Genomic DNA, 16375 nt, shown 5'->3' with positions numbered 1-16375 from the left:
ATTGGTGCTGGCGGTGACCATTCTGCCGGCATTGCCGAGGGGCTGAGGATGGCAGCGGCATCAGCACGCGGTTTGTTCCGCGCCACCGGCAAGAAGTCAAAGCCGGTCGTTCAACGCAATCTCGACGGCAGCTATGAGCGCGTCGACGGCCTCGATCGGGAGAAGGATGATTTCTACCCGACGCCGCCGGAGCCGATTCGCGCGTTGCTCCATGCCGAGATCGACCGCCTTCGCGAGTTCGAATTCATCTGGGAAGCAAGCGCCGGTGATGGCGCGATCGTTCGCGAGCTGCAGGCGGTTGGTCTGAAGGTTCACGCCTCAGATTTGGTCGACCGTGGATGTGGCGCGCTGATCAAAGACTTTTACGATTTCGCAGCCGCTCCATCCAAGGCCACGGTGCAGAACCCACCCTTTGCCGAATGCGGCTGGGGCAACGGTAAGGCCCGCTGGCTGAAGCACGCACTCGACGTCCTTGATCTCGACTACATGGCGCTGCTGATGAACTGGGGCTGGCCTGGCGCCGGCAGGCTCGGCCCGTTCTACGCCGCCCATCCGCCGGCCCGCGTCTACCTCATGCGCTGGAAGATCGATTTCACCGGGCAGGGCGCACCGCCGATGCTCAATGCCTGGTTTGTCTGGGACAAGAAGCATGCGGGCGAGACGGTCTTGCGCATGCTCGACCGCAAGGACGCGCGGCAGGCAGAGCTGTTCGGAGAGGCAGCATGAACGCCATCGCACGGCAGAGCACGGTCACCGACCTGATCGAAGAATACGACCAGAAGCGTGCAGCTATGGAGGACGAGGTTCGCGCGTTCGAGGCGGCCTACGGGCGGTTGGAAATGGCGGCTTGTATCCAAGGCAAGTTCGTCGCCCCGGTTTCTCGTCATCGTCCATATGTCAGCGCAGAGGAGTTGAGGCGCAATCTATGCAAATCCGGCTGGAAAGCCATTTATGATCGCCTCCAGATTGACCGGATCGCCAGCGCGCGTGATCGCAAGCTATTCGACCAGACCGTTGAGAATCCGCCGGATCTGACGTTCGACAACGCCAAGGCGACGTTTGGTGATTACCTGGAGCGGCCGCGCCATCACGTTCTGCGTGGCCTGGCCGAAGTGTTCGCCGACCTCGACCCGGCCTACAAATCGCATTCGAAGGTCAAGATTGGGGTCAAGGGCCTCCCAAAGCGGGTCATCCTGTCGAGCTTCGGCACTTACTACGGCACCTATGGCCGCGACAAGTTGCGCGACATTGTGAACGCTCTCTCCGCCTATCGCGGTCAAGCGCTCATGGAGCATACCGAGTTCAGCGCAATTGAGGTCGCGCACCGCAAGGGTGAAGATGCGGTTCTCGATGGGCGCATCTACGCTGCCGAGCCGCGATACGGAAACGTGGACGAATACCAGACGCTCAACCGTGGCCTGACCATTCGGAAGTTCGGCAACGGCAATGCGCATGTGTTCTTCGCGCCTGAAACGCTTCTCGACATCAACTGCGCACTTGCCGAGTTCTATGGCGAGGTATTGCCCGACGCCGAAGACGATGACGCAAAGCCGCAGGCCAGCATGGCCGTTTCCAAGGATCTGCAATTCTATTGGTCGCCCGACGCGGTCATTGAGAAAGCACTAGATCAAGCTGGCATCTATAGGCCGAGCGACTATTCGCAGGGATCGGCACCGCCGGCGCATCGAGTTCTAGAGCCGTCATGCGGAGACGGGCGCATCCTTGATGCTCTCCGCGGTCGTGGCTGCCATTCATTCGGCATCGAGGTTCACGCGGGCAGGGCGGCGGAAGCACGGGCCAAGGGCCATAATGTCCTGACAGCCAACTTCCTCGAGTGCCCGGCAAAGCCAGAGTTCGGTTTCGTGGTGATGAACCCGCCGTTCTACGGGCGCCACTACCTCAAGCATGTCCGGCATGCGCTCGGCTTCCTCAAGCCCGGCGGCACTCTGGTTTCGATCCTACCGGCGACTGCCTGGTACGACCATGGCGAGCTTGAAGGCGACTGGCGTGACCTGCCGGCGGGGAGCTTCTCCGAAGCAGGGACCAACGTTCCCACGGGAATTCTGAAGATGCGCAACGGGAAGTCGGCATGATCATTCTGGGCCTCGACATTGCCACTGTGACCGGGTTCGCTTGGTACGAGACCGGGTCCTCGCTCTCGTCGATCAAGACCGGCCTGATCAAGGCCGTCGGTGAGAATGCCGAGGAGAAGGCGGAATCGCTCGGCCGCCAGTTACGCGACATGATCAAGGGCAACCGGCCCGACTTCGTTGCGATCGAGCAGCCGATGCGCAACGTCGTCTCGTTCAAGAAGACCCGCCAGACGCTTACCGGGCCGGTGGACGAGCAAACCATCAATCCGAACGCCTTGCAGCTCGAGGGGCTGGTCTGCGCCGCAGTTGCCATAATCGGAGGCGGCTACGGCATCCCTTGGGAAACCATCCCATCGTCGACATGGCGAAAGCACTTCCTCGGCATGGGACGCTCGCCTGGTTTCGACCGCGCCATGTGGAAGCGTACAGCAGTCGAGCGCTGCCGGGTTCTCAAGATCGACGTGAAGAACGCCGACGCCGCGGAAGCTGTCGGCATAGCGATGGCTGGCGAGGCCTGTCAGCGGTTCAAGATGGCGAGGGCGGCGTGAACAAGATGTTAGTCGCCGACGTTGCGGTGCTGGTGGATCGTCCAACGGAGGCCGCAGAATGACCACGGCCTCCGCACCCTACACCCGATCAGACGTGTCTTGGCCGCGCCTTGCTGCTGAGGGGCGGGATGACTCCATCCTCGACGAGAATATCTTTCTTTCGCGCAAAGGCGACAAACACGCCGCGCGCGGTCTCGGCGTCGACATCCCCGGTCAGCGCAGCCTTACAGGCGCGAATCGCGGCTTTCTGTTCTGGACTGTTGCCGCACCATTCCATCGCGAACTGATACGCATCGACGACGGTGTTGAGTTGCCGAGGGAAACCAAGTCCGACCCATACACGGATGGGCTTTTCGAACGGTTTCGCAAGCATAATGACCTCCTTGGCTCTTGGGCCGGCAATACGGCCTGGGTCTCGATGAATGGCCGCGTCGCGGCTGCGGGAAAATCTGTGGCGGACAAGCACTGGTTTCAAGGGGGGACGCAATGAACGCGCTCCCTCGCGAATTCAAAGCCGCATTGCCCGATGCCGTCGAGGCCGAACAGGCGCTGCTTGGTGCCATCCTGAACTCGAATGACGCCTACTGGCGCGTCGCCGGCTTCCTCAAACCGCACCACTTCGCCGACAAGCTCCACGGCGCGCTGTTCGAAACCATGGGCACTATGATCGCTGAGGGCCGGCCGGCCAACCCGATCACCATCAAGCCTTATATCCCGGCTGACCAGATGGTCGGTGAACTGACGATGTTCGCCTATGTCATCCGCCTGGCGTCTGAAGCCGTCACCACCTCCGGCGCCTATGACTACGGCCGCGGCATTATCGAAATGTGGGCCAGGCATCAGTTGATCGCGACGGCACAGGATCTCGACGCGCTGGCCCGCAACATGCCGGTCGATATGACGCCGGAGAAGATCATCGGATCGACTGCGGACGAGCTCACCCGTATTGCCAGGGAAGGGAACGAGCGCGCTGCTTCGGTGCAATATGGCGTCATCCTGCCGAACGCGGTGACCAAGGCTGCAAAGTCCAGCGGTGACGCATCCTCCCGCATTCCATGGTTCCTGCCTGAGATCACCAGCGCACTCGGTGACATCCGCCGCGGCAACCTGGTCGGGCTCATGTCCGACAGTGGCGGTGGCAAAACATCGTTCAGCCTGCAGCAATGCCGCTTTGCCGCTTCGCAGGGCTTCAAGAGCGCATTCTTCTCAATCGAGATCACCGACGAGGAGGCGGCACTGCAGGCGGCTGCACAGCAGGCGCATATCTCGCTCGGCCGGATCGACGCTTACACCCTCAACAGCAAGGAAAGCGGCGATCTCGAGCGCGAGATGATGACGTCGGCCAATCTGCCTTTCTACATCGTCGGTTTTGGCGAGTGCACCATGTCGGACATCCGCATCAAGGCCGAGGCCATGGTGAAGAGCCAGGGGCTCGACCTGATCATGATCGACCACGCCAAAATGATCAGCCTGCCGAATCCGAAGGACATCTTCGCCGACCGGGTGAATGCGCTCTATCGCGGGCTGAAGGCACTGGCGAAGTCGCTCAACGTGGCGATCGTCATCCTCATTCAGCGCAATGATGACTGGAAAAGGAGATGGCAGACCGGCGGCATCATCCGTCCGATGATGGGCGATGCTTACGGTGGGTCGGGTGTGAAGCAGAACCTCGACGTCTGGTTTTCGCTCTATCGTCCGGAGCCGCTTTACAAGGAACTGATCCCGCAGACCCAGCGGGAGGAGAAGCGCGCCGATCTGATCGCGCTGTACGAGCGGTCACGCGGCAAGGCGCAAATCATCAACCACAAGCGCCGGCGTGGCGAGCCTGGCCGATCGCCAGAGATCAAGTTCGAGGCCGAGTTCACCCTGTTCGCCTCGCTCATGGACGATGCTGCGCCAGCTTTCGAGGGGTTCGACTGATGAAGCTCCCAACTGGCCTCCATTGCCCGTCATGCGGAAAGCGAAAGCTGATGACCGTCGACACGCGCCCAACGCGCGGCGGGATCCGCCGGCGAAAGGAATGCAACGTATGCCGCTATCGGTTCTCGACAGTCGAAACTATCGCCAAGATCAGAAATGGAGGGAGGGCGTGAACGATATAGACCGTCTCAAAGCTGCTTCGAAGGAATTGGTCGACGCGATTAATTTCGACGACAACGGCGCCATGGTCGGCGGCAAGTGGATGGGCGGCAACGGTGGCCTGCTTTCACGCGAAACGCTTCAGAAGGCCGATGCCGTACGGCGGGCACTCAATGCATTGGCGGAGCAAGTGGCATGACCACCTCGTTCCTCCCAGAGTTCAAGGTGGTGCCGGTGCCGGGCGGCTATCGCGGCTCATATCGTTTGTTTGAAGACAAGCCATTCCGTCTCATCCCGGGCGCGGACAACCATACGACCGCCGGCCAGGCGCTCAACGCCGCTAAAGCCTACGTCCGCGAACGCCTCAATCCACCGATCCGCGGCGAGATCACCGAGGCCAGAGACGTCCTCGGCCTCCACCAATGGCACGCTGAACGCGCGGCAAGGGAAGCAGCCAGGCAGGAGGAAGTGCTTGGCGGAGTGATCGTGAAATCGCGCACGGTGCTGATCGAGCGCAGGAAGGTGAGGGCGTGATCGATCCGCGCGTCCAAGCCCTATGCGATGAGTTCTCGGTGCGGATCGTGCCGAAGTCCGCCTACCCGGACCCGGGCGAAACGCGCGCTGTGGCCACGCTGCACAAGATCATCAGCCGCCACGGTGTCGGGCATGCTCGCCTGGTGATGACGACGCTGGCGGAGACAGAGAACAACAAGCTCGCGCTCGAGGCGTCAGCGTTCGGCGCCGCTTCCGATCTGATCCGGGCCAAGCCTGAGTGGGTCGAGGACGCATCGAAATGGCTGGCCGTCTGGGATGCTACGCCGGTAGGTGAGCTGCAGGCGCTTACTCATGATCTGCGCGGCTTCGTCTCGATGCGCGGGGCTCTAGCTGGGCTTATCTATGAGCGTATGTGGCGGGCGTTCGGACCGCGATCGATCCAACCAGATTTGCTTGATGAAAGGCGGCGGGCATGAACATCGGCGAGATTGCAGAGACTTTTATCAGGGCGGCGGAGATCGACCGCAACTCGCATGAGCACGTGGGCCCCGGCGCGCTCAGGGCGCAGCAAATCGCCTATGTTCACTCATATTCCGACAAGCTTGGCTGGCGAAAGGAAGTTGGCGACAAGCTCGATCCCAAGGCAGATCCACTCGCTGACGAGCGCAAAGCGTTCTGGGAGCGCATCGCTTCGATGCCGAGCGCGGCCGAGATCAGCGCCATGGAAACCATCTTCGATTGGCTGAAAGCAACGAATGACGACGCCGAGCGTCGCGCGCTCTGGGCATGGGCTCGCGCCAAGGCCGGCGGCAAGTCATTCCGACGTTGGTGCTTCAAGGTGGAGGGCATCCATCCGCAGACCGGCCGGAGGCGAAAAGATCGCGCCTTACAGCGAATTTCGGATCATTTGGCCGGTAAACGCGATTTGCATGACGAAACGACCCAAATACGGGTGTTCCCATTTACCCAAGAAATCAGCGATGTTTCGGCTACGATCACAGAAGATGCGGGCGAGCGGGACGGCCTCAATTCATGGATCGCAGATGGCGCCTTCGCTAAAATCCTCTCGTCGGAGCATGACGATTTCTCTTGGGCAGCCAAGCGTAATGAAATGCGGCGGCAGCGGGAAGCGCAGAAGCGGAAAGCGGCTTAAGTCTTAGGCCGGCTTTCCTTCTCGATCTGCATGAGATCGATAAGGTTGTTAGCAAGCGCTCGAAGCTGTCGCAGTTTCTTGAGCATATCGTCGAGGGCAAAATCTGGCAGGTTCTGAACACCATCGCACATGGCCCGGCCATGCTTGTCGAGGAATTCCCCTGCTTTGAATATTTGATCCACAGAGGAGGAGGCATCCGCTTCACTCTTCGCCCCAGGGAACTGGAAGATGTTGGATGGGGGTTCATCGTCCATGTCATGTCCTCGTTGAGCCGGCTATCAGATTATCGAAGCGATCATTATGCCGAGTGGGATGCGAGCAGCCCGCGGTCTTGAGCTTCTATCAAGTTTTGCCGGCATTTTCGATGTTGCGTTGAGCGGCGACAACTATCGCTCGCAACAAGACGAGCATGAGGACGTACTTGTCCATTGGGTTGAGTTCAACGAACGTCACCTTTGGCGATCTGACCATCTTGCCCAGAAATGCCGGGATATTCAGGCGCTCCCGGGCCGACAAGAGGCCATAAAGATTGTCTGCATCCTCAGAGGTCAGATGTCTCTCCGGGTCGTGAGCCAGCTTATTCCGCAGATTGCCGACCGCACTCAAAGCAGGTTTGATCGCCTTATCTAGCCCAAGAGCGAAAGCAAGTGCGCAGCGTTTTGCAAAGTCTAGATTCATTGCCTTCAACTCGCCCGGCTCCTTCACGCAGAGGCTGAGCAATTTGTCGAGTTCGAAGTCGAGGTAGGCGACGCCGCGAATGATCACGGTGAATGCGTCGTTCCCGCTCATCGTGTCGTAGTATTGCTGCTCGTGCGCGAGATTGATCACCGCCATGCCGTCCTCCCAAATGCCCGTGATGAGACATTCGCCCAGGAAGCAGAGCATCAATCCCGAACATAGGCAACACAGGGCGACGAGAAGTGCGGAATGGGGGAATCACAAACGAAAAGCGCCGGGATTGCTCCCAGCGCCTCCCTGTCACATCAAGACTTTCAGCAGAACCGCGATTGCCGTGAGGCAAGCGGCTACATCAATCTTGACTACGATGGTCAGACTGGTGCGTCTCCACATGGGATTCGCCCTTTCTGGACCACGGCGCCGCAATCCTTTCGAGGGACTACGTGAGCGCACCATCGAAGGACTTACCCGGCCTTCATGGCAGCATCGGACCGACATCCGCGTTTCGAAACCGCTTCGATCGGCCCCGTGAGCCTCCAGAGTTAGGCTAGGTTGACCAATCGGCACTGCCGCTTGGTTCCATCGCCGGTCTGGCACGGGCCTCAGGGGTGGCCTTCCAGGTTGCCCCGCTGTGCTTGGCGGGACCATTCAGGGGCCCGAGGTTGGGCCATATATACAGTCACCATTGTTTGAAAACAATCAAAGGTAATCAAAAGTGGCGCGCGGCGGCAAAAGAAGTGGTGCAGGGCGCAAGCCAGGAGCCGCCACAAAGCGAACGCGCGCGATCGCGGACAAGGCTACTGCCGAAGGACTGACGCCTCTGGAGGTCATGCTGAAGGCGATGCGAGCCCATGTTGACAACAACAAATTGGACGAGGCGGCATCGATCGCCAAAGATGCCGCGCCATACATGCACGCCAAGCTGGCCTCTATCCAGCACACCGGCCGCGGTGGTGGACCGATCCAGACCGTTGATCTCTCAAAGCTGAGTGGCGATGACCTCGCACGTCTCGAAGACATCTTCGGTCCGCTTGCCGGACCCGGCGACGATGATGCGCCTGATCAGGGCGGAGAAGGCGAGGCGGGCACAGGAGGCTGAACGTCAACGCATTGCCCACGATGCCGAAAGGATAAGGGCACGGTGCCAGACGCTATCCGGCTTCGTTCGTGAGGCCTGGCATGTGCTGGAACCGACTACAAAGCTGGTTTGGAACTGGCATCTCGACGCGATCTGTCAGCATCTCGAGGCGGTCACCGACGGGCGGATAACCCGGCTGCTGGCCAACGTGCCGCCTGGCTCATCCAAGTCGATGCTCGTTTCGGTCATGTGGCAGGCATGGGAGTGGGGACCGAAGGGTCTCGCCTCGATGCGCTACCTGACGACATCGTTCAACGATGGGCCGGTCAAGCGCGATACCCGCAAATGTCGAGACCTGATGCTGTCGGACTGGTATCGGGCACTGTGGCCTGAGGTGGTGCTCACCAGGACCGGTGAGACCAGCTTTGCCAACAGCAAGACCGGAACGCGGGAGGGTGTAGCGTTCGGCTCGCTGACCTCGCAGCGCGGCGACAGGCTGGTTATCGACGATCCGCACTCGACCGAAACAGCTGAAAGCGCTGCCGATCGACTGGCGACAACACGCAAATTCAGGGAAGGCGCGCAGAACCGGCTCAACGATCAGGAGAAATCCGCGATCGTGGTCATCATGCAGCGCCTGCATGAGGAGGATGTTTCCGGCGTCATCGAGCAGATCGGGATGGATTACGTCCGTCTTATGTTGCCGATGGAGTTCGAGCCCGAGCGGGCGTGCGAGACCGAGATCGGGTTCAAGGATCCTCGCAAGCATGACGGCGAGCTGCTGGACCCGGCCAGGTTCCCGGCGGATGCAGTGGCCAAACTCAAGCGCGACATGGGCTCGTATGCCTATGCCGGGCAGTATCAGCAAAGGCCGGCGCCACGCTCCGGTGGTATGTTCCAGCGCAGCGACTTCGAAGTCGTTGATGCGGTTCCCGCCGGCGCACGACGCTGCAGGGCATGGGATTTCGCGGCATCGAAGGAAAAGCCCGGCAAGCAGCCTGACTGGACCGTCGGGCTGCGGATGGCGCACAAAAACGGGACTTTCTACGTCGAGGACATCGAGCGCGATCGGTGGTCGCCGGGCGAGGTTGAGACCAAGCTGAAGAACATTGCGACGCATGACGGGTTGGAAGTCACCATTCGCATGCCGCAGGATCCAGGATCGGCCGGCAAGTCGGATGCAGCCACGAAGGTGAAGCTGCTCGCCGGCTGGGACGTGAAGGCTCTCCCAGTCACCGGCGACAAGGCGACACGGGCAAAGCCAGCATCTGCCCAGGCGGAAGCTGGCAATGTGAAGCTGGTTCGCGGCCGCTGGAATGAGAAGTTTCTGGACGAGGTCTGTTCATTCCCGAATGGTCAGTTTGACGACCAAGTCGACGCTTTCGCCGATGCTCTGAACGAGCTCGCGTTAGGATCGACGTTCACTCTCGACAACATCTGAAGGACAGGCAGTGGCGACAATATTCCAGTTTGCCAGGGACAGCCTGACCAATCTCGTCTCGCGCATGGGGACGGAGCGGGACAAGGCGTCGAGCAGCTACTATCCGCTGCCGGTCATTGGCGATGATCAGGTGCTCAACGCCTATCGTGGTGCCTGGCTGCCGCGCAAGATCGTCGACATCCCTGCCTTTGACAGCGTGCGGGCGTGGCGCGATTGGCAAGCCGAAGGCGTCGAGATCGAGCCGATCGAGGCCGAAGAAACCCGCCTCAACGTTCGTGGCAAGGTGCTCGAGGGACGCATTAAGGCCCGGCTGTTCGGTGGCGCTGCCATCCATATCGGGACGGGCGATGCGAACCTGGCCGAGCCGCTTGATGTCGATCGGATCGGGAAGGGCGGGATCAAATATCTGACGGTGCTTTCGCGCCGGCAGTTGTCGATTGGCGAAATCGAGCGCGATCCGGCATCGGAATGGTATGGCAAGCCGCGCATTTACCGGCTGTCGGCGGGGGACAAGGCACAGGTCGACATCCATCCGTCACGCCTGGTGATCCTGACCGGCAATGCCCAGCCGGATTTCGAGCTCGTCGGTGGTGGCGAACTGGCATGGGGCGACAGCGTTCTCCTCGCCGTCATGGATGCGATCAAGCAGGCCGACGGCACCGCGGCGAACATCGCCAGTCTCATCTTCGAGGCGAAGGTCGACATCATCCGCATTCCGAACTTCATGGCCTCGCTGGCGAACGAAGGGTACAAAGCCAAGATCCTCGAGCGCTACACGCTGGCCAACACGTCCAAGGGCATCAACGGCACGCTGATGCTCGACAAGGAGGAGGAGTACGAGAGCAAGTCGGCGAACTTCTCCACCTTGCCGGACATTCTCGACCGGTTCCTGCAGATCGTCTCTGGTGCCGCCGATATCCCCGCGACGCGCCTCCTCGGGCAGTCGCCGGCGGGCATGAATGCGACGGGCGAGAGCGATCTGCGCAACTACTATGATCGTCTCTCCGCCATGCAGGCGCTGGAGATGACTCCGGCGATGTTCCGGCTCGACGAGGCGCTAATCCGGTCGGCGCTGGGCTCGCGACCCAAGGACATCTACTACGAGTGGGCGCCTCTCTGGGGGATGTCGGATAAGGAAAAGGCCGACGTATTCAAGACGAAGGCCGACGCGGCGCGCGCGATCGCCGGTGGAACAGGGCAACAGCCGCTCATCCCGATCGATGCGCTGTCGGATGCCTTGGTCAACGCGCTTGTCGAGGATGGTAGCCTTCCCGGCTTGGAAGCGGCCATCGACGAGTATGGCAAGCTCAGCGAGCAGGAGCCAAGCGAGGAAGAACTCGCCGCGGCTGCCGCGAACGCCAATGAACCTGCCGCGCCCCAGCGCAAGGCCGCCAACGACGCCGAGCCGCGCACGCTCTATGTGCGCCGCGATGTCGTGAACGCCTCAGAAATCAAGGCCTGGGCCGAAGGGCAGGGCATTCCAGATCTTGTCGACGACCTGCACGTCACCATCATCTATTCGCGCACGCCGATGGACTGGATCAAGGCAGGCAATGCCTCGGAATGGGGCAACGAGAAGGGTGGCAACATCACCATCGCACCTGGTGGCCCGCGTGTGGTTGAGCCGCTCGGCAATATGACCGCCGTGCTGATGTTCGCCTCGTCGCAGCTTTGCTGGCGGCATGAGGAGATCGTCAGGGCAGGGGCATCACACGATTTCGAGGACTACCAGCCACACATCAGCCTGACGAAGGCCGATGTCGATCTTGATGCCATCGAACCATACCGCGGCAAGATCGTGCTCGGCCCGGAAGTGTTCGAGGAAGTGAAACAGGATTGAGTGTAACCTAATCTTTCTTGAGGCATGAAAGTTGATCGGCCGCGTTAGGGTTATCGGTGATGACAACCCACTTGTCGGCTGAGGCGGCAGTATCAGTCCGGTAAAGCCAAACATCTGAGCCTGATGGTGTTTCTACAACATCGCCTGAATAGATCCAGCAATCGGCGGCGGGGCCGGTTGTGGTGACCATTACCCAGACGTCTGCCGATGCAGGTGTGTCGGTGAAGTAGACACTCGCAATAGCAGGCGAAACGCTTAGCGCCGAGAGTGCGATGATTAGGGCAAATCTGGTCATTGGGGCTCCGCCACTTCCTTGAATGTGTCATTTGGCACGGGACCACTTACAATGCAATTCACCGACGCTGTAACCGTCGCGGGAACGCGCCGGACCGAGGATGGCTACCTCGTTGCCGAGGCGCGCTGCGTGCGCACCGGCATTCAGATTTATGCCGGTGATGAGGTCGGCAAGCCCGAGCTCAAGACGGTTCGGGTGTATCGCGGGCCGGATCACGTGTTCGCAGATGCCTCGCTGCAGTCGTTCAGCCATGCGCCGGTGACCGTCAACCATCCCAAAGACATGGTGACGGCGGAAACCTGGAAGGATCTGGCCGTAGGCGAGGTCAGCACGGCCGCCAAGAAGGACGGCGAGTGGATCATGCTGCCGCTGATCCTCAAGGATGCCGCCGCCATAAAGTCCGTCGAGGACGGCAAGCGCGAGCTCAGCGCCGGCTATTCGTGCACGCTGGACTGGACGCCTGGCACTGCCCCCGACGGGCAAGCCTTCGACGCTCAGCAGCAGGACATCAAGATCAACCATCTCGCGCTCGTCGATCGGGCCAGGGCTGGTTCCAAGGCTCGTATCGGCGACGATGCGGGGAAGTGGGGCGCGAGCCCTGTGACACTCCACACAGCAGATGAAAGGATACCAGAAATGGATCTGCGCAAAGTGCTGGTCGATGGGCTCCAGGTCGAAACGACCGACGCTGGCGCCACGGCCATTTCGAAGTTGCTGGCCGATCTTGCATCGTCCGCAGCCAAACTCACCGATGCCGAGACCAAGCATCAGACCGCGCTCGCGGCCAAGGATGCGGACCTCGCCAAGAAGGACGCCGAGATTGATGCCCTCAAGGGCAAGGTGCTGTCCGACGCCGATCTCGATAAGAAGGTCGCGGCCCGCGCCGCGCTCGTCAATGTCGCCCAAACCATCGCCAAGGACGTCAAGACCGATGGTCTCAGCGATGCAGCGATCCGCAAGGCAGTGGTCACCGCCATTCTCGGCGATGCCGCGGTCAAGGACAAGGCCGACGCCTATATCGATGCCCGCTTCGAGATCCTCGTCGAGGATGCCGCCAAGAAGACCGGCGCCGATCCGTTCCGCGCTGTTGTCGCCGGCGGCCTTCAGACCAATGACGGCGCAACCGGTGTCGCAACCGCCCACAAGGCCATGACCGACCATCTGTCGGTCGCCTGGCAGACCCCCGCGAAAGGAGCCGCATAAATGCCTGCGATCCAGACTACTTACAACGCCCAGCACGCGCGCTGGATCGAGGGCATGGTCCTCAACATGGAGCCGTCCGTCGTCGTGTCTCGCCTTTGCGAGGACGTCGAGGGCATCGGCTTCGGCAAGGTCGCGGTTCAGGGTACGGCCGACAACCAGGTCGTTGACTCCGAAATCACGGTCAAGTTCTGCGGCATCGCCGTTCTGGATGAGACCCAGCCGACCGGCAAGTACGAGCAATACGCCACCGCGGCAATCATGAAGAAGGGCGTCATCGTCGTCCAGGCTTCGGTCGCGGTCGCCGTCGGTGATCCGGTCTACTACGTGCCGGCGACGGGCGTCCTGACCAACGTCGCCACCTCCAACACCCTCATCGTCGGCGCACAGTGGGATACCAGCACCGCCGGTGCCGGTCTCGCTGCGCTTCGCCTCGGCTAACAGGAGCACCCACAATGAACGCTCACATCATGCAGGATGCTCAGCAAGTCGCGATGAGCTTCCTTATCCGTCAGGCCTCGCTTATCGAGCCGACGGTCTACGCGATCCGGTATCAGGACATCCAGTATGCGAACCTGATCCCGGTCGACACCTCCGCGCCGGAATGGATCCAGTCCGTCACTTACTTCTCGATGGACTCGGTCGGCCAGGCGCAGTGGTTCAACGGCGCTGCCCACGACGTCCCGCTGGTCGCTCTGACCCGCGAGAAGTTCGAGACGACCGTGTCCATGGCCGCGATCGGCTACGGATACAATCTGGAGGAGCTCGGCACTGCCCAGCTGCTCGGGATGAACCTCAATGCCGACAAGGCGTCTTCGGCTCGCCGTATCGCCGAGGAGAAAATCGACAGCGTGGCTTTCATCGGCGACGCTGCCAAGGGCTTCACCGGCCTGGTCAACGCCTCGACGCCGACCGCCACTCAGGCGCCGGCGGATGGTACGGGTTCGGCCCGCACCTTCGCCTCGAAGACAGCCGACCAGGTTCTGCGTGACATCAACACGCAGATCACCGGCATCGCGACGGACACGCTCGGCAACGAGCTCGCCGACACGATCCTGCTACCGTACTCGATCATGCTGGACCTTTCCCAGCGCCGCATCGACACGGTGAACCAGACGACGATCCTCGAATGGGTGATGCAGAAGAACGTCTACACCCTGACCACGGGAGCCCCGCTCACGGTTCGCGGCCTGTTCGGTTATCTCGAGACGGCCGGCACTGGTTCTTCCAAGCGCATGGTTGCGTATCGGCGCTCGCCGGAGGTGCTGAAAATGCATCTCCCGATGCCGTTCCGCTTCCTGCCGGCTTGGCAGACCGGGCCGATCAAGTTCGACGTGCCCGGCCTCTTCCGTGTCGGTGGCGTCGATATCCGCCGCCCGCGCGCCGTGCGCTATCTCGACTCGATCTGAGGAGGCAAGCATGAAGATCACCAACATCTCCCAGGGTCCGCGCGGTATCCATACCGAGGATGGTCTTCGGATCATCCCGGTCGGCGGGACCATCGAAGCGGACGTCAAGGATGTCGAACTGAAGGGTGCGAGGGCAACCGGCTGGTTCGAATTCGGGGCGGCGAAGACCAAGGAGGCCGACACTGAACGCGAGGACCTGAAGAAGCAGGCGGGTGAGCTTGGCATCGAGTACGCCAAGAACATCCCGACCGACAAGCTGAAGGAACTCGTCGACGCCAAGTTGGCGGAATGAAAGATATGTGGTGCGGCCGGCAACTGCCGCACCAACACACGATGCTAAGCAAGCCGGGACAATGACGGAACGAAAATATCCCGCCATGGTTATATGTACGGACAGGTGGGATCTATGTGATGAGTAGATATAGATCATTGCAAAGTGCCGCTGTGAAGCTCAAAGAGGACATCGGTATCTTCATCCCCGTTGTCTTGCTGCTTGGGTTTTATGTGCTTGGCGCGATCGTGTTTGCTTCTTTGCGGATCTTGAACTTGGTTTAGCTTCGCTCGACAAACCGCACGAGGAAGGCGGCCGACGTTATAGCCGCCAACTTTATGATGGAATTGGCCGGGTTCGCCCTATCAATCCTTTAAGGCATCTCGAGCTTTATCTTTCGCCTTGCCGAGGCCTTTCTGAAGGCCGCCTTCGGCCTTGTCAGCGGCTGCGTCCGCGCGAAGCTTATCGTCGCCCGTGGCCTTACCGATCTTGTCCTTCACATTGCCGCGCAGTTTCTTCGCGGAACCCTTAACTTCGTCCTTGTGCATCGTTCTTCTCCTTTGAGCAAACCCAACGTAGGCGGAACCTGAATGTTCCAGAGTGAGCGGGAACGACATGGCTGGATACGGTGACGATGCAGGCTTCACGGCCTATGCAGCCGCAGCCGGCTACACCGTGCCCGCTGGGACCATTGCGGCCGCTCGCCAGCGCGGAAGCGCCTATATTGACGGCACGTATGGCATGCGCTTCCCTGGCCAGCCAACGGGTGGGCTTGCACAGGAACGGGCATGGCCGCGCACCGGCGCCACCGTGTACGGATCGACCCTTGCCAGCGATCTGATCCCGCAGCGGGTGATCGATGCCTCGTACGAGGCGGCTTACCTCGAACTGGTCAAGCCGGGCTCGTTGTTGATCTCATTCGACCCGTCGCGCAAAGTGAAGCGGCAGAAGGTCGAGGGCATCGAGCGGGAGTTCTTCGAACCAAGCGACAACGGCAACATCTTCGCGCCAGACGCGCCGATCTCGACCATCATCGAGGGGCTGCTGGCGCCGCTGATCGGCCCGATGTATGGCCTGCCCGATATATTGGTCGTGTGATGGCCGATTTCTATGACGAGATGCAGGAGTTCGCGAGCGAGATGCTCGGCGAGTTCAAGCAGGGCGTCGTCTCGCTCTCCCGCACCGTCACAGCGCCGCCTGATCCTGCAACGCCGTGGATACCGGGCTCGGAAACGACCACTACCTACCCGCTCGATGCGGTCGTGAAGCGTGTCGACCAGCGCTACGAGGACGGCGTCCTGATCATCCAGACCGGCGACATGATAACTTTCGCCATGCAGGCCGTGTTGCCGGCGCTGGCGGACAGATTGATAATCGACGGTGTCGAGCGTGCCATCACGAACCTGACGCCGATCCCGTCAGCGGGAACGACTGTGGCTTGGAAGGCGTGGTGTGCGGCTTAACGAGACCTTAGGTGTGGAAACTGAACTGGGTCAGCCCAGACGAGCGTAACTCGTTCTTTCAGGCCCTCATCGGTCTCACCGTCGAACCAATGCTTAAGATTTGCAAGCACCCCAGCCCAATTGTCGCTTTCCCATTTCGTGAAGGACAAGATGCCGTCAGGGATTTCGATCAGGTACTCGTCGACACGACCCGAATGGTCGCCCGGCGAATATTCTTTCAATCCCATGATCGTGACCTTTGAGCCATCTTCCCGACCTGGCGGCGCATATTCGTACTTTATGACAGCGATTTGAGCCAACCGAACCTCCAAAGGCCTGTGAATGCTCAAACG

General features: G+C 60.7%; 24 protein-coding genes. 18 read left to right on the top strand and 6 right to left on the bottom strand.

The features are described from left to right. The first annotated feature begins 48 nt into the window (after positions 1-48). From NKI24_RS10225 to NKI24_RS10215, 3 genes are read left to right on the top strand one after another with little or no spacing between them, the layout of a single operon-like run. On the top strand, positions 49-726 hold the full coding sequence (locus NKI24_RS10225) for a hypothetical protein (protein ID WP_352744985.1): 678 nt from the start codon (positions 49-51) through the stop codon (positions 724-726). After that, positions 723-2093, top strand: coding sequence for a DUF4942 domain-containing protein (locus NKI24_RS10220; protein ID WP_352744982.1), 1371 nt, complete (start codon positions 723-725; stop codon positions 2091-2093). Before NKI24_RS10225 ends, NKI24_RS10220 begins: the two co-directional genes overlap by 4 nt. Further along, positions 2090-2641: a hypothetical protein gene (locus tag NKI24_RS10215; RefSeq protein ID WP_352744980.1), complete on the top strand. Its 552-nt coding sequence runs from the start codon at positions 2090-2092 to the stop codon at positions 2639-2641. Before NKI24_RS10220 ends, NKI24_RS10215 begins: the two co-directional genes overlap by 4 nt. Before the next feature lie 88 nt (positions 2642-2729). On the opposite strand, the gene NKI24_RS10210 is transcribed toward NKI24_RS10215, so the two are convergent. Then, positions 2730-3014, bottom strand: a complete 285-nt coding sequence (locus tag NKI24_RS10210; RefSeq protein ID WP_352744977.1) for a DUF982 domain-containing protein — start codon at positions 3012-3014, stop codon at positions 2730-2732. A gap of 113 nt (positions 3015-3127) precedes the next feature. Between NKI24_RS10210 and NKI24_RS10205 the strand changes: the two genes are divergently transcribed. Genes NKI24_RS10205 through NKI24_RS10185 form a run of 6 tightly spaced genes read left to right on the top strand, consistent with a single transcriptional unit; the run spans position 3128 to position 6368 of the window. Next, a complete protein-coding gene (locus NKI24_RS10205) occupies positions 3128-4561 on the top strand; it encodes a DnaB-like helicase C-terminal domain-containing protein (protein WP_352744975.1) in 1434 nt (477 codons plus the stop codon). Continuing rightward, positions 4561-4734, top strand: coding sequence for an NrdR family transcriptional regulator (locus tag NKI24_RS35940; protein WP_502901443.1), 174 nt, complete (start codon positions 4561-4563; stop codon positions 4732-4734). The genes NKI24_RS10205 and NKI24_RS35940 overlap by 1 nt, the downstream gene beginning before the upstream one ends. Beyond that, positions 4662-4919: a hypothetical protein gene (locus NKI24_RS10200; RefSeq protein WP_352744972.1), complete on the top strand. Its 258-nt coding sequence runs from the start codon at positions 4662-4664 to the stop codon at positions 4917-4919. Before NKI24_RS35940 ends, NKI24_RS10200 begins: the two co-directional genes overlap by 73 nt. Beyond that, a complete protein-coding gene (locus tag NKI24_RS10195; RefSeq protein ID WP_352744969.1) occupies positions 4916-5254 on the top strand; it encodes a hypothetical protein in 339 nt (112 codons plus the stop codon). The genes NKI24_RS10200 and NKI24_RS10195 overlap by 4 nt, the downstream gene beginning before the upstream one ends. Next, positions 5251-5691, top strand: coding sequence for a hypothetical protein (locus NKI24_RS10190; protein WP_352744966.1), 441 nt, complete (start codon positions 5251-5253; stop codon positions 5689-5691). The genes NKI24_RS10195 and NKI24_RS10190 overlap by 4 nt, the downstream gene beginning before the upstream one ends. Then, positions 5688-6368 (top strand): hypothetical protein, encoded by a 681-nt coding sequence (locus tag NKI24_RS10185; protein WP_352744963.1) that lies wholly within the window; start codon positions 5688-5690, stop codon positions 6366-6368. Before NKI24_RS10190 ends, NKI24_RS10185 begins: the two co-directional genes overlap by 4 nt. Here the strand turns inward: NKI24_RS10185 and NKI24_RS10180 are convergent. Both NKI24_RS10180 and NKI24_RS10175 read right to left on the bottom strand, forming a co-directional pair. Continuing rightward, on the bottom strand, positions 6365-6622 hold the full coding sequence (locus tag NKI24_RS10180) for a hypothetical protein (protein WP_352744960.1): 258 nt from the start codon (positions 6620-6622) through the stop codon (positions 6365-6367). The genes NKI24_RS10185 and NKI24_RS10180 overlap by 4 nt on opposite strands. A gap of 88 nt (positions 6623-6710) precedes the next feature. Further along, positions 6711-7202, bottom strand: coding sequence for a hypothetical protein (locus NKI24_RS10175; protein ID WP_352744957.1), 492 nt, complete (start codon positions 7200-7202; stop codon positions 6711-6713). Between the two features lie 673 nt (positions 7203-7875). On the opposite strand from NKI24_RS10175, the gene NKI24_RS10170 reads away from it, so the two are divergent. The 3 genes from NKI24_RS10170 to NKI24_RS10160 are packed head-to-tail and all read left to right on the top strand — an operon-like array spanning position 7876 to position 11405. Beyond that, the gene (locus NKI24_RS10170; protein WP_352744954.1) at positions 7876-8145 is read left to right on the top strand and encodes a hypothetical protein; all 270 of its coding nucleotides are present in this window, start codon (positions 7876-7878) and stop codon (positions 8143-8145) included. Beyond that, on the top strand, positions 8096-9565 hold the full coding sequence (terL, locus tag NKI24_RS10165) for a phage terminase large subunit (RefSeq protein WP_352744951.1): 1470 nt from the start codon (positions 8096-8098) through the stop codon (positions 9563-9565). Before NKI24_RS10170 ends, terL begins: the two co-directional genes overlap by 50 nt. Positions 9566-9575: 10 nt before the next feature. After that, a complete protein-coding gene (locus NKI24_RS10160) occupies positions 9576-11405 on the top strand; it encodes an anti-CBASS protein Acb1 family protein (protein WP_352744948.1) in 1830 nt (609 codons plus the stop codon). 7 nt (positions 11406-11412) lie between these two features. Here NKI24_RS10160 and NKI24_RS10155 read toward each other — a convergent pair whose 3' ends face one another. Further along, positions 11413-11700: a hypothetical protein gene (locus NKI24_RS10155; RefSeq protein ID WP_352744946.1), complete on the bottom strand. Its 288-nt coding sequence runs from the start codon at positions 11698-11700 to the stop codon at positions 11413-11415. Between the two features lie 51 nt (positions 11701-11751). Here NKI24_RS10155 and NKI24_RS10150 point away from each other — a divergent pair, with 51 nt between their 5' ends. The 4 genes from NKI24_RS10150 to NKI24_RS10135 are packed head-to-tail and all read left to right on the top strand — an operon-like array spanning position 11752 to position 14601. Next, positions 11752-12903 (top strand): DUF2213 domain-containing protein, encoded by a 1152-nt coding sequence (locus tag NKI24_RS10150; protein WP_352744943.1) that lies wholly within the window; start codon positions 11752-11754, stop codon positions 12901-12903. Continuing rightward, positions 12904-13341, top strand: coding sequence for a structural cement protein Gp24 (locus NKI24_RS10145; protein WP_352744941.1), 438 nt, complete (start codon positions 12904-12906; stop codon positions 13339-13341). Positions 13342-13355: 14 nt separating this feature from the next. Next, complete coding sequence (locus NKI24_RS10140) at positions 13356-14309, top strand: DUF2184 domain-containing protein (RefSeq protein ID WP_352744938.1); 954 nt, start codon at positions 13356-13358, stop codon at positions 14307-14309. A 10-nt stretch (positions 14310-14319) separates the two neighbouring features. Further along, positions 14320-14601, top strand: coding sequence for a hypothetical protein (locus tag NKI24_RS10135; RefSeq protein ID WP_352744936.1), 282 nt, complete (start codon positions 14320-14322; stop codon positions 14599-14601). A 344-nt stretch (positions 14602-14945) separates the two neighbouring features. Here NKI24_RS10135 and NKI24_RS10130 read toward each other — a convergent pair whose 3' ends face one another. Next, positions 14946-15128 carry a CsbD family protein gene (locus tag NKI24_RS10130; RefSeq protein WP_352744933.1) on the bottom strand — a complete coding sequence of 61 codons (183 nt, stop codon included), beginning with the start codon at positions 15126-15128 and terminating at the stop codon, positions 14946-14948. A gap of 67 nt (positions 15129-15195) precedes the next feature. Here NKI24_RS10130 and NKI24_RS10125 point away from each other — a divergent pair, with 67 nt between their 5' ends. Both NKI24_RS10125 and NKI24_RS10120 read left to right on the top strand, forming a co-directional pair. Further along, positions 15196-15678: a DnaT-like ssDNA-binding protein gene (locus NKI24_RS10125; RefSeq protein ID WP_352744930.1), complete on the top strand. Its 483-nt coding sequence runs from the start codon at positions 15196-15198 to the stop codon at positions 15676-15678. Continuing rightward, positions 15678-16043, top strand: coding sequence for a hypothetical protein (locus NKI24_RS10120; protein ID WP_352744927.1), 366 nt, complete (start codon positions 15678-15680; stop codon positions 16041-16043). Before NKI24_RS10125 ends, NKI24_RS10120 begins: the two co-directional genes overlap by 1 nt. Here the strand turns inward: NKI24_RS10120 and NKI24_RS10115 are convergent. Then, complete coding sequence (locus tag NKI24_RS10115) at positions 16040-16342, bottom strand: hypothetical protein (protein WP_352744925.1); 303 nt, start codon at positions 16340-16342, stop codon at positions 16040-16042. The two genes, NKI24_RS10120 and NKI24_RS10115, sit on opposite strands and share 4 nt — an antisense overlap. Between the last annotated feature and the right edge of the window lie 33 nt (positions 16343-16375).

This window comes from Mesorhizobium sp. M0701 (genome assembly GCF_040320365.1).
In the GTDB taxonomy this organism is placed as follows: Bacteria; Pseudomonadota; Alphaproteobacteria; order Rhizobiales; family Rhizobiaceae; genus Mesorhizobium.
The sequence above is the reverse complement of the archived record's forward strand: the minus strand, read 5'-3'. Positions and strand labels throughout refer to the sequence as shown.

What these genes read in the sequence shown, in the direction of transcription:
- NKI24_RS10225 (WP_352744985.1), top strand. Translation starts at nt 49, where the DNA reads ATGGCAGCGGCATCAGCACGCGGTTTGTTCCGCGCCACCGGCAAGAAG.
- NKI24_RS10220 (WP_352744982.1), top strand. Translation starts at nt 723, where the DNA reads ATGAACGCCATCGCACGGCAGAGCACGGTCACCGACCTGATCGAAGAA.
- NKI24_RS10215 (WP_352744980.1), top strand. Translation starts at nt 2,090, where the DNA reads ATGATCATTCTGGGCCTCGACATTGCCACTGTGACCGGGTTCGCTTGG.
- NKI24_RS10210 (WP_352744977.1), bottom strand. Translation starts at nt 3,014, where the DNA reads ATGCTTGCGAAACCGTTCGAAAAGCCCATCCGTGTATGGGTCGGACTT.
- NKI24_RS10205 (WP_352744975.1), top strand. Translation starts at nt 3,128, where the DNA reads ATGAACGCGCTCCCTCGCGAATTCAAAGCCGCATTGCCCGATGCCGTC.
- NKI24_RS35940 (WP_502901443.1), top strand. Translation starts at nt 4,561, where the DNA reads ATGAAGCTCCCAACTGGCCTCCATTGCCCGTCATGCGGAAAGCGAAAG.
- NKI24_RS10200 (WP_352744972.1), top strand. Translation starts at nt 4,662, where the DNA reads ATGCAACGTATGCCGCTATCGGTTCTCGACAGTCGAAACTATCGCCAA.
- NKI24_RS10195 (WP_352744969.1), top strand. Translation starts at nt 4,916, where the DNA reads ATGACCACCTCGTTCCTCCCAGAGTTCAAGGTGGTGCCGGTGCCGGGC.
- NKI24_RS10185 (WP_352744963.1), top strand. Translation starts at nt 5,688, where the DNA reads ATGAACATCGGCGAGATTGCAGAGACTTTTATCAGGGCGGCGGAGATC.
- NKI24_RS10180 (WP_352744960.1), bottom strand. Translation starts at nt 6,622, where the DNA reads ATGGACGATGAACCCCCATCCAACATCTTCCAGTTCCCTGGGGCGAAG.
- NKI24_RS10175 (WP_352744957.1), bottom strand. Translation starts at nt 7,202, where the DNA reads ATGGCGGTGATCAATCTCGCGCACGAGCAGCAATACTACGACACGATG.
- NKI24_RS10170 (WP_352744954.1), top strand. Translation starts at nt 7,876, where the DNA reads ATGCTGAAGGCGATGCGAGCCCATGTTGACAACAACAAATTGGACGAG.
- terL (WP_352744951.1), top strand. Translation starts at nt 8,096, where the DNA reads ATGATGCGCCTGATCAGGGCGGAGAAGGCGAGGCGGGCACAGGAGGCT.
- NKI24_RS10155 (WP_352744946.1), bottom strand. Translation starts at nt 11,700, where the DNA reads ATGACCAGATTTGCCCTAATCATCGCACTCTCGGCGCTAAGCGTTTCG.
- NKI24_RS10150 (WP_352744943.1), top strand. Translation starts at nt 11,752, where the DNA reads ATGCAATTCACCGACGCTGTAACCGTCGCGGGAACGCGCCGGACCGAG.
- NKI24_RS10145 (WP_352744941.1), top strand. Translation starts at nt 12,904, where the DNA reads ATGCCTGCGATCCAGACTACTTACAACGCCCAGCACGCGCGCTGGATC.
- NKI24_RS10140 (WP_352744938.1), top strand. Translation starts at nt 13,356, where the DNA reads ATGAACGCTCACATCATGCAGGATGCTCAGCAAGTCGCGATGAGCTTC.
- NKI24_RS10135 (WP_352744936.1), top strand. Translation starts at nt 14,320, where the DNA reads ATGAAGATCACCAACATCTCCCAGGGTCCGCGCGGTATCCATACCGAG.
- NKI24_RS10130 (WP_352744933.1), bottom strand. Translation starts at nt 15,128, where the DNA reads ATGCACAAGGACGAAGTTAAGGGTTCCGCGAAGAAACTGCGCGGCAAT.
- NKI24_RS10125 (WP_352744930.1), top strand. Translation starts at nt 15,196, where the DNA reads ATGGCTGGATACGGTGACGATGCAGGCTTCACGGCCTATGCAGCCGCA.
- NKI24_RS10120 (WP_352744927.1), top strand. Translation starts at nt 15,678, where the DNA reads ATGGCCGATTTCTATGACGAGATGCAGGAGTTCGCGAGCGAGATGCTC.